Here is a 15242-nt window from a genome sequence, read left to right as displayed (position 1 = left end):
AATGGCTTAAATGTTACCAAAATTCTCCAATAACCTATGGGCAATGTCTGGGCGACTCGATGAGTCGCTCGCTACCCACCTTGGAGATCACTCGATGATTGACCTGTTTGCCCCCTATTCGCTGAATAGCTTGACCCTCAACAACCGCTTCGTCATGGCGCCGATGACTCGCTCGCGCGCACCCGACGACATCGCGACCGAGCAGATCGCGCTGCATTACACCCAGCGTGGCACCGCAGGCCTGATTGTGTCGGAAGGCACGCCGATTTCCCGCGAAGGGCAGGGCTATCTGTTCAACCCGGGCATTTTCACCCCCGAGCAGATCAAGGGCTGGAAGCTGACCACCGACTCGGTGCACAGCGTGGGCGGCAGGATGTTCGCTCAGCTGTGGCACGTGGGCCGTGTCTCTCACACTTCGATTCAGGAAGACGGCAAAGCGCCGGTCAGTTCGACGAACAAGCCAGCTCAAGGCGCCATTGCGTTCGGTTATACGGACGATGGCGAGCCCGGTTTCGTACCGACCTCCGTGCCACGCGCCTTGGCGACCGATGAGGTTGGCCGGGTCGTCGAGGACTTCGCGCAAGCCGCGGAAAACGCCATTGCCGCCGGATTCGACGGCGTTGAAATCCATGGGGCCAACGGCTATCTGATCGAGCAGTTCCTCAATCCGCGGGTGAACGATCGCAGCGACCGTTATTCGGCCGAGAACCTGCAGGATCGCCTGCGTTTCGTGTTCGAAGTGGTGGATGCAGTCTGCGCCAGAATCGGCGCCGACCGTGTCGGCATCCGCATCTCGCCTTACGGCCAGCTGTTCGACATGCCGCTCTATCCGCAGATCGACGAAACCTATGCAGCGCTTTGCGCGGGCATGGGCGAGCGCGGCATTGCCTACGTCCACGTGATGGACCAGACGCACTTCTTCCTCGCCAGCGAAGGCGCGCAGGCGCAGGAACAGGCGCTGCGTGACCTGCTCACGCAGTGCAAGGCGCAGTTGGCTGGCACGGCGCTGATTCTGGCCGGAGACATGACCCTTGAGCGCGCTCAGGATCTGGTCGACGCCGGGCTGATTGATCTGGCAGGCTTCGGCCAGCCCTTCATCGGCAACCCCGATCTGGTTGCCCGCCTGAAAAACGGCTGGCCGCTGGCAACCCCGAACCGCGACACCTACTACGGCGGCGGCGCCGAGGGTTACGTGGATTACCCGCCTTACGAATCGGCTTGAGGGTGACGCTGATCGCTTGAACACGCAGGCCTGCCGGCTGAACGGGAGGCCTGCGTGCGGGCAAATACCTGCCAGATCAAAGAAATCTGCCCCGTTTTTGGGTCAATACGATAGTCTTCGCACCATTGTCGAAATGGACACCTGGATTGGAAGGCTATAGATGGCGCCTGATGACTATCTCGTAATGAGCAGCGCAGAGTGGGCGGGGCTGCGCGCCAGCACGCCACTGACTTTGTCCGAAGAAGATCTGGCTGCATTGCGAGGCGTGAACGAAGATATTTCCCTTGAAGATGTCGCCAATATCTACCTCCCGCTGTCGCGACTGATCAACCTGCATGTCAGCGCGGCGCGCAATCTGGCAAGCATCAAGGACACCTTTCTGGGCCGTCCTGCGAAAAAACAGACCTATGTCGTCGCCGTCGCCGGCAGCGTTGCCGTGGGCAAGAGCACGTTCGCGCGTGTGCTGCAGGCGTTGATGGCGCGCTGGCCCGATCATCCTCGGGTCGATCTGGTCACCACCGACGGATTTCTGCACCCCAACGCCAAGCTCGATGCCGAAGGCATCATGCACCGCAAGGGCTTTCCGGAAAGCTACGATCGCAAGCGCATGGTCAAGTTTCTCTCGGACCTCAAGGCCGGCGCCGCCGAGATCAGCGCGCCGGTCTACTCGCACATCAGCTACGACATCGTGCCGGACAAATTCCTGAAGGTGAGTCAGCCTGACATCCTCATTTTCGAAGGGCTGAACGTCCTGCAGACCGAGGGCAATGACGGGCAGAAACCAGGTAGCATCGTTTCGGACTTCTTCGATTTTTCCATTTACCTGGATGCCGACGAAGGTGACATCGAACGCTGGTACGTCGAGCGCTTCCTGATGCTGCAACGCACTGCATTCCGCGCTCGCGGGGCCTATTTCCGCGAGCTCGCCGACCTGCCGCCGGAAAAGTCCCCCGACGCCGCGCGCAAGATCTGGCGTGACATCAACCGTCCCAATCTGCTGGAAAACATCTTGCCGACCCGTGAGCGCGCAAGCCTTGTGGTACGTAAGGCGGCGGATCATTCGGTGAAGGAATTGTGGCTGCGCTAGCGGCAATCGACGATAGAACCGGAAGGGACCCGATGACCCGAGCGATCACATGGATGTTCACGGCGCTACTGCTGAGTTTGAGTACGTACGCCATGGCGGACGGCAATAAGTTGCTGCTCGAATGTCAGGACGGCATCAACAGCATGAGTGGCGGCGCCGCGAAAAACCCGGTCGGCATCGGTCATTGCGTGGGCGTGCTGCAGGCGACCATGGATACGCTGGACCTGTTTCATGAAGCCGGTAATACGCCCCGGCTGGTGTGCGTGCCCGAGGGCGGAATTCCCATGGTCCAGTCGATGCGCATCGTCGTGCAGTCGCTCGAAGAACACCCGCAGAGCCTGCACCTGAACGAATCAGTGCTGGTGGTCGCCGCGCTGAAAAACGCCTTTCCCTGTCGGTGATCCGGTTTGCGGCAGATTCGACTCGCCGCAACCGACCTGCTTTAGAGCGTCACCTGACCGGCGATGCACTTTTGCACCTCGCCGCTCACCCAGATCTGCTCACCGATCTGCTCCACGTGGACTTGACCGCGGTGGCCCATCGCCGTGCCTTGGCGGGCGGTGTACTGCCGTGGCGCGAGACCGGCCGGAATCAGCCATTGGGCGATGCTGGCGTTGAGGCTGCCGGTCACCGGATCTTCGGCGCCCAGATCGCCCGTGAAAGCGCGGACTTCGAAATCGGCTTCGGCGTCCGGCCCGGTCCACGGCGCGACGAGGCCGACGTTCAGACCGCGCAGTGCGGCGTAGTCGGGACGTACGTCGAGCACGTCATCGCGGCTGGCGAGCATGACCGCGACCCAGCCCGGGCCGTTGTCTGCCCACTGGCTCCCGGTGACTTGCTCACGGCGTAATCCAAGGCCTGCAATGATGCGCTGCAACACGTCGTCTTCAACCGGACCACTGCGCAACAACGGCGGCGCGCACAGGGCCAGACGCGAACCGTCGCGGCGGATGCGCACCAGCCCCGCGCCGCATTCCTGAACGACTTCCTCGGCCCGGGCGACGCCGCCGTTGTCCAGCCAGACGAAGCAACTGCCCAATGTGGGGTGCCCGGCAAATGGCAGTTCACGCGTCGTCGTGAAAATGCGCACGCGATAGTCCGCCTCCGGATGCGTCGGACGCAGCAGGAAGGTGGTTTCGCTGAGGTTGGTCCAGCGTGCGAAAGCGGCCATTTGCGCGTCAGTCAGATCATCGGCGGCGCTGACGACGGCCAGCGGGTTGCCTTGTGTCGGTGCGCTGGAGAACACATCGACCTGCTGGAATTTGAATGAGTGTGGCATGGACGCTCCGATGTCGGTTAGGGGAGCTGGCCACTCTAGGCAGGCATGAAAACGCTGTACATAGACAGATCCGGCCGGATTCTGCGAGCAACTGAATGGTGGTCACCGGGACAAACGGCTGAGGCACCGGCTTAGAAACCGGCCGGCATCGGCGGTGTCCGCGATCCGGCGCTCAGGCCAGATCGCGGATCGACCGGTCAGTTCGGGAAATGCAGGGCGTTGGTCAGGTCGCCCATCGGCGCTTGGCCGCGTGCGGTCATCGCGTTGTCGCGTTCGACGATGCCATCGAGTTTTTCCAGGCCATGAACGCGGGTGATCAGGCGCAGAATCGAGGCCGTGTCGTAAATCGTGTGATCGACCGAGCCCTTGCGCGCGAACGGCGAAATGACGATGGCCGGAATCCGTGTGCCCGGGCCCCAACGGTCGCCTTTGGGCGGCGCGACATGGTCCCACCAGCCGCCGTTCTCGTCGACGGTGACGACAATCACCATGTTGCTCCATTGAGGGCTGTTGCGCAGGGTCTTCACGGCGCGATCGATATGCCGGTCACCCGCTGCCACGTCGGCGTAACCGGCATGCATGTTCAGGTTGCCCTGCGGCTTGTAGAACGTCACCGCAGGCAGTTTCCCGGCTTCGGCGTCGGCGAGGAACCGGTTGGTGGCCGACTCATCGCCCAGGCCGCCGTCGCGCAGACGTTTCTTACGCTCGGCGGCGTTTTCCGGGCCCTGCTGCTTGAAGTAGTTGAACGGCTGATGGTGATACTGAAAGTTCGGAATTTTCGGGATGCCGGTCGAGTCCTTGTACTCGTCCAGCGTCACCTGCCAGGCGCCGGCATACCAGGCCCAGTCGATGTTCTTCTTCGACAGCTTGTCGCCGATGTGGTCGTGGCTCTGCGGCACCAAAACGTTGGCCAGGTTGGGCTGGGAGTAATCGGGTTTTTCCTTGTCGCGCAGCCAGGTCGGCCAGTAGGGCGGGGCCATCGTGTTGACCGCGTAACCATCAGGCGTCAGGGCGCTGGGGCCGAACTGAGGAGGGCCGGACATGGCGCTGGCGGGGGATTTTTCCAGCGGCTTGAGGCGATAGTCCAGCGGGTCGCTGCTTTCCAGAACGGCGATCTGCGACTTGGCGGCCGAGCTCGCGGCGTCCGGATAAAACGGCACTTTTGCGCTGATCAAATATTGGTGATTGAGAAACGAGCCGCCGAAGGCGCCCTGGAAGAAGTTGTCGCAGAGCACGAACTCCTTGGCCACATCCCACAGGCGCAAGGAGTATTGGCTCTGGCTGTAATAACCCATGGGCAGGCCGCCGGAGTCGGCCCAGGCGACGAAGCCGTCGTTCTTGCCGCCATTGATCTGCATCTGGTTCTGATAAAACACATGCCACAGATCCCGCGTGACCAGCCCAAGCGGCAAGTCCTCCGCGCTTGGGCCTTTAAGTGCGTAAGGCGCGTTCGGCAGGTTTTCCTGATACTGCACGCCGGTCGGGTAGGTCACGCCGTCGATGCTTTGCGGGCCGATCTGGCAGACACCGCCCCAGGCCGGCGGCAGCGTTTCCAGCAGCTTGCCGTCGCGATCGCGCTGCCGATAGTCATCGGGTTTCACCGCCGACAATGGCTTTTCGACGCCGGGGAAATTGGCGAACAGGTTATTGAAGCTGCGGTTCTCGCCGTAAATGACCACGATGGTCTTGACGTTGTCGGCCAGCGCCTTGTCCAGTTCAGCACCGCTTAACGTGGTTTCAAGGGCGGCGGACTTGCCGTCGCTGCCGGCGTCGCTCGCGGCGACAACGCTGCTTAACGTCGCCCCGGCGCCCAATACGGCCACGCCACCCAGAAAGCGACGACGGCTGGTGTCGGTGGGGGAGTCGGTGGACGTTGTGCTGGCGGACGGCGTGGCGGGGTCTTGGGGTTTGTCGCTCATCACGGCTCCTGCTCGCTGGATTCAAGATGTAACTAATTATGTCGAGGGAGCCTAATCCCGCAATGTGACGTTATTGCTACAGCTTCAAGCGTCCGGTCTTGACGCCTCGCGCTGCGCTCGATCGGCTCGCCGAGCGCGCTGTCCCAGGCTGTTCAAGGCGTTGAAGGACGATCTGCCGGCAATCCCGACACCGTGTTGTAGCGGCTCATGATCCGATCGATCTCCCCGGACATGCGCATGCGCAGCAGGATTCGCATCAGTTGCTGCGCGGGAACCTGCGTGTCGTTGCGCACGATACAGCCCACCGGTTGCTCGTCGATGACAGCCACGCGGCGCAGTTTCTGATTTTCGGGAAGGTTGCGGTTGAACCAGTCCAGCGACCATTGGTTGCCAATGGCATAGCGATAGCGATGGATCTGCAGTTTCTGCAGGACCTGAACCTCACTGCGGGCATCGTCGCGTCTCAGCCGCTGGCTGTCGAAACTGTGCTGCAGCGTGGGGTAAACGTAACCCAGCACCGTGCCGATGGCCTCGTTGTCGAGCTGCCCGGGTTCGACCGGCGCGGCGTTGTCGGGCGTGCTGATCAGCAGGTCGCGCTGGATCAGCAGCGGCAGGCTCCAGGTGTAATCGCCCGAAAGGTTCGGCATCCACGACTGCGCGGCGTAACAGCGCACGTCGATGGCGCCGCGCTCCAGCGTGCGCTGCACGCGCTGGATGGGCACCACGCGATATTCGGCCGTCCGGTCGGCCTGGGCCGCCATGCTCTGCATGATGTCAAACAGTATGCCGCCGGTGGCCTGATGATCATCGATCTGCACCAGCGGCATGGCCCACGCGTCGGCAATGGAAAACCTCAGCGGCGCGTGCTCGGCATGTCCCGTCCCACTTATCAGCAACAAAGCGCTCAGTGCCAGCAGACGCATGTGGTCCCTCTATATGAGCATAACGGCGCTATCAGTGGGCATTCATTCGGCGTTTCCGCTGTCGTGGCAGTCTAGTCGCAGATTGTTTATATGCGCGCACTCATATTGCCCGGATGCATTTTTGCCCCCGCTCCGCTAGCATTAGCGGTCTTCCGCATCCCAGTCGCGACGGTTTTCAATGAGTTATCAGGTTCTTGCACGTAAATGGCGTCCGCGCTCGTTCCGCGAAATGGTCGGCCAGACCCATGTGCTCAAGGCCTTGATCAACGCGCTGGACAGCCAGCGCCTGCACCACGCCTATCTGTTCACCGGCACCCGTGGCGTCGGCAAGACCACCATCGCGCGGATCATCGCCAAATGCCTGAACTGCGAAACCGGTATCACGTCTTCGCCCTGCGGCGAATGCTCGGTCTGTCGTGAAATCGACGAAGGCCGTTTCGTCGACCTCATCGAGATCGACGCCGCGAGTCGCACCAAGGTCGAAGACACCCGCGAGCTGCTCGATAACGTCCAGTACGCGCCGAGCCGCGGGCGCTTCAAGGTCTACCTGATCGACGAAGTGCACATGCTTTCCAGTCACTCGTTCAACGCCTTGCTGAAGACGCTGGAAGAGCCGCCGCCCTACGTCAAATTCATCCTCGCCACCACCGATCCGCAGAAGCTCCCGGCAACGATTCTGTCGCGCTGCTTGCAGTTTTCCCTGAAAAACATGACGCCGGAGCGGGTGGTCGAACACCTGACCCACGTGCTGGGCGCTGAAAACATTCCGTTTGAAGACGATGCCCTGTGGCTGCTGGGGCGCGCGGCCGACGGCTCGATGCGCGACGCCATGAGCCTGACCGATCAGGCCATCGCGTTCGGCGAAGGCAAAGTGCTGGCCGCGGATGTCCGGGCGATGCTCGGCACACTGGATCACGGCCAGGTTTACGACGTGCTGACCGCGTTGATCGACGGCGACGCTCGCTCGCTGCTCGAGGCCGTTCGCCATCTGGCCGAGCAGGGGCCGGACTGGAGCGGCGTGCTGTCGGAAATCCTCAATGTGCTGCACCGCGTCGCCATCGCGCAGGCGCTGCCCGAAGGTGTCGACAATGGCCATGGCGACCGCGATCGCGTGTTGGCGCTGGCTCAGGCCTTACCGGCCGAAGACGTTCAGTTCTACTATCAGATGGGCCTCATCGGGCGCCGCGATCTGCCGCTGGCTCCCGATCCGCGAGGCGGGTTCGAGATGGTCCTGCTGCGCATGCTCGCGTTCCGTCCCGCGGACAGTGAAGCGGCACCCAGGCAACCGTTAAAGTCAGTGGGGATCAGCCCGGCCACGGTTGATTCCCGGACAGCGGTGGCAAGTCCGGCGGCCATCGCGCCGACGCCGGACCGCAGCCCGGCAGTCAGTGCGCCAGCGCCTGCTGTCGAAACGCCCACTGTGCCGGTTGCCCCGGTGCCTGAGCCGGCCACTGCGGCGCAAGAGATCGATCTGCCCTGGAACGAGCCGAAGGCGGCGCCGCTGGCCGCTGTGATCGAGCCCGAGCCGGTTATCGAGCCGGTGGCCGAAAAGATTCCCGAGCCTGTGCTGGACACTGTGGCCGAGCAGCCTGATCTGACCCCGATGCCGACGCCCGCGCCTGCGAGCCCGGTGCCGGACGCGCCGGAGGTCGAGTCGCAGGAACAGCTGCAGGCCGCCGCCGATGCAGTGACCCCCGCGATGCTCGAGCATGTGCCGGATGCGGACGCCTATGTGCCGGCACCGATGGAGCGCGACGACGAGCCGCCACCGGATGACGATTACTACGAACCTGATGTCGACATCGATCCTGCCTCGTTCGCGTACCTTGACGACCTCGCCCACGACACCGCCGAAGCGGTGGAAAAGGAGCCGGAGTTGCTGCCCGCCGCCAGGCCGGCCACCGGTCTTGCTGCAGACTGGCTGGACATATTCCCGAAACTGCCGGTCTCCGGCATGACCGGCAGCATCGCTGCCAACTGCACGTTGATTTCGGTCGAGGGCGACAACTGGCTGCTGCACCTGGATCCGGCGCACAGCGCGCTGTTCAACTCGACGCAACAGCGCCGTTTGAACGATGCGCTGAACCAATACCATGAACGCACTATCCATCTGAGTATCGAGCTGATCAAGCCGGAGCAGGAGACGCCAGCGCAGGCCGCGGCACGTCGCAGGGCCGATCGCCAGCGTCAGGCCGAAGCCGCGATTCATGGCGATCCGTTCATCAAGCAGATGCTGGAGCAGTTTGGCGCGTTCATTCGCGAAGACACGATTGTGCCGGTGGACGCCCCGGCGCAGGCCCATTAATCACCACGAGGCGCTAAGCTCACTTGGCGCCGCGTTACGACCCCAACGACTTTCGAGGAGAACTCCCATGATGAAAGGTGGCATGGCTGGCCTGATGAAGCAGGCCCAGCAGATGCAGGAAAAAATGGCCAAGATGCAGGAAGAACTGGCCAATGCCGAAGTGACCGGCCAGTCCGGCGCAGGCCTTGTGAGCGTGGTGATGACCGGACGCCACGACGTCAAGCGCGTCAGTCTGGACGACAGCCTGATGCAGGAAGACAAGGAAATCCTGGAAGACCTCATCGCCGCCGCCGTCAACGACGCCGTGCGCAAGATCGAGGCCGCCAGCCAGGAGAAGACCGCCAGCATGACCGCCGGCATGCAACTGCCGCCAGGCATGAAACTGCCGTTCTGATCCAGCGTTGGTTGCGTTGCACCGAAAATGCCAGGCCGAGTGCCTGGCATTTTTTATGGGCCGATGATCAGTATTCCGCCTCACTGCGATGCCGGAGCCGAGCTCGTGACCTGTAGGCGTGAGCTTGCTCGCTGAGACGCATCTGCGACCGCTGCATGTTCAGCGGATGCACCGGCTGCTGGCGCGCAAACTGAGACCCGACGTTGTAACGAAAAATGATGTCCCTCATATTGCCCGCTGCATTCAACCGAACCCCGTTCGGGCTGAACGGTCTGCTTCTATATTCCTTCATTGATCTATCAAGGAGCCGCTCCCGATGTCGCAAGATCTGATCCTCAACCAGCGTATCGTCCTGGCCTCCCGTCCGCAGGGCGCACCGACGCCGGAGAACTTTCGTCTGGAACGTGAAGCTTTGCCTGACCTGCAGGAAGGGCAGATTCAGCTTCGCACGCTGTACCTTTCCCTCGATCCCTACATGCGTGGCCGCATGAGCGACGCGCCATCCTACGCGCCGCCGGTGGAAATTGACGCGGTGATGGAAGGCGGCGCCGTCAGTGTCGTCGAGCAGTCGCGCAATCCTGCGTTCAAGGAAGGTGACCTGGTAGTGGGGCAGACCGGCTGGCAGACCCACAGCATTTCGGACGGCAAGAACCTCCTGCCCGTGCCGAAGGATATTCCAAGTCCGTCCATGGCCGTCGGCGTATTGGGCATGCCCGGTATCACCGGCTACATGGGCCTGATGCACATCGGTCAGCCCAAAGCGGGTGAGACGCTGGTGGTTGCCGCAGCGTCCGGTGCCGTCGGCTCGGTCGTCGGCCAGGTTGCCAAGCTGCACGGTCTGCGCGTGGTGGGCATCGCGGGCGGCATCGACAAATGCCGCTACGTGATGGACGAGCTGGGTTTTGACGCATGCATCGATCACCACAGCGAGCATTTTGCCGAGCAACTGAGCGAAGCCTGTCCGAGCGGGATCGACATCTATTTCGAACTGGTCGGCGGTAAGGTGTTCGAGGCAGTGCTGCCGCTGCTCAACCAGCATGCGCGGGTTCCGCTGTGCGGCCTCATTGCACAATACAACGCTCAGCGGCTGCCCGATGGCCCGAACTACCTGCCGCTGCTGATGCGCACGCTGCTGACCAAGCGCGCGAAAATTCAGGGCTTTATCGTTTACGAAGAGTATTACCACCGCCTGGATGAATTCATGCAGGAGATGGTGCCGCTGGTGAGGGACGGCAAAGTCAAATTCCGCGAGGACGTGGTCGAAGGCCTTGAGCATGCGCCGGACGCCTTCATTGGCATGCTCGAAGGGAAGAACTTTGGCAAGCTGGTGGTGAAGGTGTCGTAAGCGTTATTTGACGCTAATCGGGGGCGCGGGTATAAACCGCGTCTCGTGTTTTTGTCGGACGTTTCTTAATGAGCTTCAGCCCTCTGATTCGCCAGTTGATCGACTCCCTGCGCATTTTGCCGGGCGTGGGTCAGAAAACCGCTCAACGCATGGCGTTGCAGTTGCTCGAGCGTGATCGCAGTGGCGGCTCGCGACTGGCTCAGGCGCTGAGTCAGGCCATGGAAGGCGTTGGACATTGCAAGCGATGCCGCACGCTGACCGAAGATGAGTTGTGCCCGCAATGCGCCGATAATCGCCGTGACGACACATTGTTGTGCGTCGTGGAGGGACCGATGGATGTCTACGCCGTCGAGCAGACCGGTTATCGCGGACGTTACTTCGTGCTCAAAGGTCATCTGTCGCCGCTGGACGGGCTCGGTCCTGAAGCGATCGGCATTCCGCAATTGATGGCGCGCATCGAGGAGCAGGGCACGTTCACCGAGGTGATCCTGGCCACCAACCCCACTGTCGAGGGCGAGGCGACGGCGCATTACATCGCTCAGTTGCTCAACAACAAAGGCCTGGTGACTTCCCGGATCGCCCACGGCGTGCCGCTGGGTGGCGAGCTTGAACTGGTGGATGGCGGAACGCTGGCGCACTCGTTCGCGGGACGCAAGCCGATCCAGCTTTGAAATCAAACCAGTCATCGTAGGAGCGCGCTTACCCGCGATCAGGGTGGGTCGGATACACCGTCTTGGCCGACACACCGCAATCGTGGGCAAACGCGCGCTCACAGTGGAAAATCACTGCGCCGTTATTTATCGGTCAACGCGAACTGCGTTAGGCAAAACGTCGGGATTTCCATGTCTTCCAGGCGCTGGGAACCGCCCAGTTCCGGCAAGTCGATGATCGCCGCTGCTTCGTAAACCTTCGCGCCCATGCGGCGGATCAGGTTGGCCGCGGCGATCAGCGTGCCACCGGTCGCGATCAGGTCATCGAACATCACTACCGAATCGCCATCACACAGGCTGTCGGCGTGAACTTCCAGGAACGCTTCGCCGTACTCGGTCTGGTAGCCCTCGGCCAGGACGTCAGCCGGCAATTTGCCTTGCTTGCGGAACAGCACCAGTGGTTTGTTGAGTTCGTAGGCGATGATCGAGCCGATCAGAAAACCCCTCGCGTCCATCGCGCCGACGTGGGTGAATTCCGCATCGATGTAACGCTGGATGAAGCTGTCGATCACTACGCGCAGTGCCTTGGGCGACTGAAACAGCGGGGTGATGTCGCGGAAAATCACGCCGGGCTTGGGGAAATCCACCACCGGGCGGATCAGGGATTTGAAGCTGAATTCGTCGAAAATCATCGAAGGATCCTGGGCAGGAGACTGAAACAAAGGCGCTAGTCTAAGCCTGCCCAAGCCTCGATGCATCAGGTTTCCAGCGAACCACCGGCCAGCGCGCACAGCTGGATCGGGTCCAGAATGTGGATTTCCTTGCCTTCGGCGGCGATCAGCGCGTTCTGCTGGAATCGGGTGAATACTCGCGATACGGTTTCCACCGCAAGCCCCAGATAATTGCCGATTTCATTGCGCGACATGCTCAGGCGGAACTGATTGGCCGAGAACCCCCTGGCCTGAAAACGCGCCGACAGGTTGACCAGAAAGGTCGCGATACGCTCGTCGGCGGTTTTTTTCGAGAGCAGCAACATCATCTGCTGATCGTCGCGGATTTCCCGGCTCATCACCCGCATCAACTGCCGACGCAATTGAGGCAGTTGCACGGACAGCTCGTCGAGCCGCTCGAAGGGAATTTCGCAGACCGAGGTGGTCTCCATCGCCTGCGCCGACACCGGATAGGCCTCGGCGTCCATGCCCGACAAGCCGACCAGTTCGCTCGGCAGGTGGAAACCGGTGAGTTGCTCTTCGCCGCCATCGCTGAGGCTGAAGGTTTTCAGCGCGCCAGAGCGCACGGCGTAGACCGAGTCGAACGTGTCGCCCTGGCGAAACAGGAATTCACCTTTTTTCAGTGGACGGCCGCGTTTGACGATTTCGTCCAGTGCATCCATGTCTTCCAGGTTCAGCGAAAGCGGGAGGCACAACGGGGCCAGGCTGCAATCCTTGCAGTGAGCCTGGGTATGAGCGCGCAGTTTTACTGGCTCAGACATCGGGTAATTCCTTGTGAAAATACACACATAAGTCGAAAGGGTAACCCACGGTCAAAGCCCCGACTAGCACGTGCCTTCCATGGCGTGACAAACATTCCTGCCCATGCAAAGGAAAACTCCTATATGACGCGGGAAAATCTCTGACGTTTTTGCATGCTGAGATACGCGTCGAACACCATGCAGATCGACCGCACCAGCAGCCGTCCCGATGGCGTGACGGTCAGCCCTCTGGCATCCAGTTCGATGAGTCCGTCTGTGGCCATGTCCAGTAACTGCGGCCACTCATCAGCGAAGTAATTGCGAAAGTCGATGGCGAAGGTGGCCTCGATGCTGGCGAAATCTAGCTGGAAATGACAGATCAGTTGGCCGATGACTGCGCGTCGCAAACGGTCGTCGGCGTTGCGCAGCAGGCCGCGTTTGGTGGCCAGTTGATCGCTGGCGAGCAGGCTCTGGTATTCGGTCAGGTCATTGCTGTTTTGCGCGTACAGATCGCCGACCTGGCTGATGGCCGAGACGCCCAGACCGATCAGATCGCAGTGACCGTGGGTGGTGTAGCCCTGAAAATTGCGCTGCAGGGTGCCTTCTTCCTGCGCGATCGCCAGGTCGTCGTCGGGCAGGGCGAAATGGTCCATGCCGATGTAGCGATAGCCTGCGCGGGTCAATTGTTCGATGGTGCGCTGCAGCATCTGCAGCTTGTGCTCGGGCCCCGGCAGTTGCGCGGTGTCGATGCGCCGCTGCGGCATGAAGCGTTCCGGCAGATGCGCGTAGTTGAACACCGAAAGCCGATCGGGCTGCAGCGCGATCACCTCGTCGACCGTGCGGGCGAAGCCGTCGGGCGTCTGCAACGGCAAGCCGTAGATCAGGTCGACGTTCACCGACCGAAATTGCAGCGTGCGCGCAGCCTCGACGATGGCGCGGGTCTCTTCCAGGCTTTGCAGGCGGTTGATTGCGCGCTGCACCAGCGGATCGAGATCCTGCACGCCGAGGCTGACGCGGTTGAAGCCCAGTTCGCGCAACAGGCCCATGGTCGACCAGTCGGCTTCGCGCGGGTCGATTTCGATGCCGTAGTCGGCGGAATGATCGTCCAGCAGATGGAAATGCTTGCGCAGGTGCGCCATGAGCTGTCGCAGTTCCACGTGACTGAGGAAGGTGGGCGTGCCCCCGCCCAGGTGCAATTGCTCGACCACCTGCCGAGCGTCGACGTGACAGGCGATCATCTCGATCTCGTGTTCCAGCCGTTGCAGGTACGCCTGCGCGCGGCCGCGATCCTTGGTGATCACCTTGTTGCAGGCGCAGTAGTAACAAATGTTGGCGCAGAACGGGATGTGCACGTAAAGCGACAGCGGCCTGAGCGCTTTGCGGCTTTCGCGCAGGGCGTGGAGCAGGTCGAAGGCGCCTGTCTGCGTATGAAACTGCACGGCAGTGGGGTAGGACGTGTAACGGGGTCCCGCCAGATCGTAGCGGCGGATGAGTTCTGAATCCCAACGAAGGTCGTCGAGCATGCGGGCATTCCCGAAAAGACTGGCGGTGGAAGCAGTTTAGGGAGTGAGCAGCAGGGAAACGTTGATCTGGATCAATACAGGCAGATCCCTCGGCGAGAGACCTTCGCGTGCCGGACGAGCGGTGCCGTCAATGCCCCATCAGCCAGTGCTGATGCGGGCCGGGCAGCGTCCACAGGCCGAATACGATGACCAGCAGACCGCCCGCCACCCGCACGCTGCGGCGGCGCAACAGCGCGTGGGTGCGTTCGGCGGCAAGGCCGGTGGCGAGCAGCACGGGCCAGGTGCCGACGCCAAATGCGAGCATCAGCAGGCCGCTGTACCAGGCGTTGCCCTGGCTGGCGGCCCACAGCAACGTGCTGTAAACCAGTCCGCACGGCAACCAGCCCCACAACGCGCCGAGCAACAGGGCACGGGGCGTGCTCGACACTGGCAGCAGGCGGCTGGCGATTGGTTGGATGAAGCGCCACAGCCAGCGGCCCAGGCCTTCGATGCGCGTCAGGCCGCTCCACCAGCCGGCCAGGTACAAGCCCATGCTGATCAGCAACAGCGCGGCAACGACCCGCAGCAGCATCGCGCCCGGACTGTTGATCACCGCCCAACCCAGCAGCCCGATCAATAACCCGGCGCAGGCATAGCTGAAAATTCGCCCCAGGTTGTAGGCCGCAAGCAGGCGCAAGCGCCGACTGCGTTGTTCTCTGGGGATCGCCAGGGTCAGCGCGCCCATCAGCCCGCCGCACATGCCCAGGCAGTGGCCGCCGCCAAGCAGGCCGAGAATCAGCGCGCTGACGAGTTGGGGGAGCAGGTCAGCCATGGGCCCGGCCTGCATAGCGTTCGACGTGGGAAACGAGCTGTTCGCCTTGTAGGCGCGCGCTTGCCCGCAACCGCGAGGGGCTGGAATCCGGATCAATCATCCGCGGGTTTCTCGCGCGCAGGCGGTACGTTTTTTCCTGATGCTTCATCGACGCCAGCCTTGTGCGCGGGGTCTTGATCGTCGAACAGGATGCTGTGCGCCGGGCTGTCCAGATCGTCATACTGACCGCTGTCCACCGCCCAGAAAAAGATGTAGATCGCCACCGCCACAATCAGCAGCGCGACGGGAATCATGACGTACAGCGCAGGCATCG

General features: G+C 61.9%; 15 protein-coding genes. 7 read left to right on the top strand and 8 right to left on the bottom strand.

All coding sequences use genetic code 11. The features are described 5' to 3' along the window. Window positions 1-97: 97 nt before the first annotated feature. The 3 genes from AAGQ88_RS18210 (at window position 98) to AAGQ88_RS18200 (ending at window position 2710) form a co-directional block, all read left to right on the top strand. The gene (locus AAGQ88_RS18210; RefSeq protein ID WP_342655838.1) at window positions 98-1222 is read left to right on the top strand and encodes an alkene reductase; all 1125 of its coding nucleotides are present in this window, start codon (window positions 98-100) and stop codon (window positions 1220-1222) included. A 160-nt stretch (window positions 1223-1382) separates the two neighbouring features. After that, entirely contained in the window at window positions 1383-2309 is a 927-nt protein-coding gene (gene coaA / locus AAGQ88_RS18205; protein WP_306470515.1) for a type I pantothenate kinase, read from the top strand. A gap of 32 nt (window positions 2310-2341) precedes the next feature. After that, window positions 2342-2710: a Rap1a/Tai family immunity protein gene (locus AAGQ88_RS18200; RefSeq protein WP_342653173.1), complete on the top strand. Its 369-nt coding sequence runs from the start codon at window positions 2342-2344 to the stop codon at window positions 2708-2710. 41 nt (window positions 2711-2751) lie between these two features. Here AAGQ88_RS18200 and AAGQ88_RS18195 read toward each other — a convergent pair whose 3' ends face one another. The 3 genes from AAGQ88_RS18195 to AAGQ88_RS18185 all read right to left on the bottom strand — a co-directional run bounded on the left by AAGQ88_RS18195 (window position 2752) and on the right by AAGQ88_RS18185 (window position 6430). Further along, entirely contained in the window at window positions 2752-3588 is an 837-nt protein-coding gene (locus AAGQ88_RS18195) for a PhzF family phenazine biosynthesis protein (protein WP_342653172.1), read from the bottom strand. Window positions 3589-3785: 197 nt separating this feature from the next. After that, complete coding sequence (locus tag AAGQ88_RS18190) at window positions 3786-5507, bottom strand: acid phosphatase (RefSeq protein ID WP_342653171.1); 1722 nt, start codon at window positions 5505-5507, stop codon at window positions 3786-3788. A 152-nt stretch (window positions 5508-5659) separates the two neighbouring features. Next, window positions 5660-6430, bottom strand: a complete 771-nt coding sequence (locus tag AAGQ88_RS18185; protein ID WP_342653170.1) for a transporter substrate-binding domain-containing protein — start codon at window positions 6428-6430, stop codon at window positions 5660-5662. Window positions 6431-6608: 178 nt separating this feature from the next. Here AAGQ88_RS18185 and dnaX point away from each other — a divergent pair, with 178 nt between their 5' ends. From dnaX to recR, 4 genes are all read left to right on the top strand, one after another. Further along, entirely contained in the window at window positions 6609-8735 is a 2127-nt protein-coding gene (gene dnaX, locus AAGQ88_RS18180; RefSeq protein ID WP_342653169.1) for a DNA polymerase III subunit gamma/tau, read from the top strand. Window positions 8736-8802: 67 nt separating this feature from the next. Continuing rightward, window positions 8803-9129 carry a YbaB/EbfC family nucleoid-associated protein gene (locus AAGQ88_RS18175; RefSeq protein ID WP_062385680.1) on the top strand — a complete coding sequence of 109 codons (327 nt, stop codon included), beginning with the start codon at window positions 8803-8805 and terminating at the stop codon, window positions 9127-9129. Window positions 9130-9445: 316 nt separating this feature from the next. After that, window positions 9446-10474 carry an NADP-dependent oxidoreductase gene (locus tag AAGQ88_RS18170; RefSeq protein ID WP_342653168.1) on the top strand — a complete coding sequence of 343 codons (1029 nt, stop codon included), beginning with the start codon at window positions 9446-9448 and terminating at the stop codon, window positions 10472-10474. A gap of 68 nt (window positions 10475-10542) precedes the next feature. Then, a complete protein-coding gene (gene recR / locus AAGQ88_RS18165; RefSeq protein WP_342653167.1) occupies window positions 10543-11145 on the top strand; it encodes a recombination mediator RecR in 603 nt (200 codons plus the stop codon). A gap of 122 nt (window positions 11146-11267) precedes the next feature. On the opposite strand, the gene AAGQ88_RS18160 is transcribed toward recR, so the two are convergent. The 5 genes from AAGQ88_RS18160 to ccoS all read right to left on the bottom strand — a co-directional run bounded on the left by AAGQ88_RS18160 (window position 11268) and on the right by ccoS (window position 15240). Next, a complete protein-coding gene (locus tag AAGQ88_RS18160; protein WP_285425922.1) occupies window positions 11268-11816 on the bottom strand; it encodes an adenine phosphoribosyltransferase in 549 nt (182 codons plus the stop codon). 65 nt (window positions 11817-11881) lie between these two features. Then, on the bottom strand, window positions 11882-12616 hold the full coding sequence (fnr, locus tag AAGQ88_RS18155; protein ID WP_093459431.1) for a fumarate/nitrate reduction transcriptional regulator Fnr: 735 nt from the start codon (window positions 12614-12616) through the stop codon (window positions 11882-11884). A gap of 119 nt (window positions 12617-12735) precedes the next feature. Next, window positions 12736-14118: an oxygen-independent coproporphyrinogen III oxidase gene (gene hemN, locus AAGQ88_RS18150; protein WP_342653166.1), complete on the bottom strand. Its 1383-nt coding sequence runs from the start codon at window positions 14116-14118 to the stop codon at window positions 12736-12738. Window positions 14119-14245: 127 nt separating this feature from the next. Further along, the gene (locus AAGQ88_RS18145; protein WP_285425924.1) at window positions 14246-14929 is read right to left on the bottom strand and encodes a sulfite exporter TauE/SafE family protein; all 684 of its coding nucleotides are present in this window, start codon (window positions 14927-14929) and stop codon (window positions 14246-14248) included. A gap of 92 nt (window positions 14930-15021) precedes the next feature. Beyond that, window positions 15022-15240, bottom strand: coding sequence for a cbb3-type cytochrome oxidase assembly protein CcoS (gene ccoS / locus AAGQ88_RS18140; RefSeq protein WP_285425925.1), 219 nt, complete (start codon window positions 15238-15240; stop codon window positions 15022-15024). Window positions 15241-15242 lie beyond the last annotated feature (2 nt).

This window comes from Pseudomonas sp. F3-2, assembly GCF_038804275.1.
Taxonomy (GTDB): domain Bacteria; phylum Pseudomonadota; class Gammaproteobacteria; order Pseudomonadales; family Pseudomonadaceae; genus Aquipseudomonas.
Note: the sequence above shows the minus strand (reverse complement) of the source record. Positions and strands in the feature narration are given on the sequence as shown.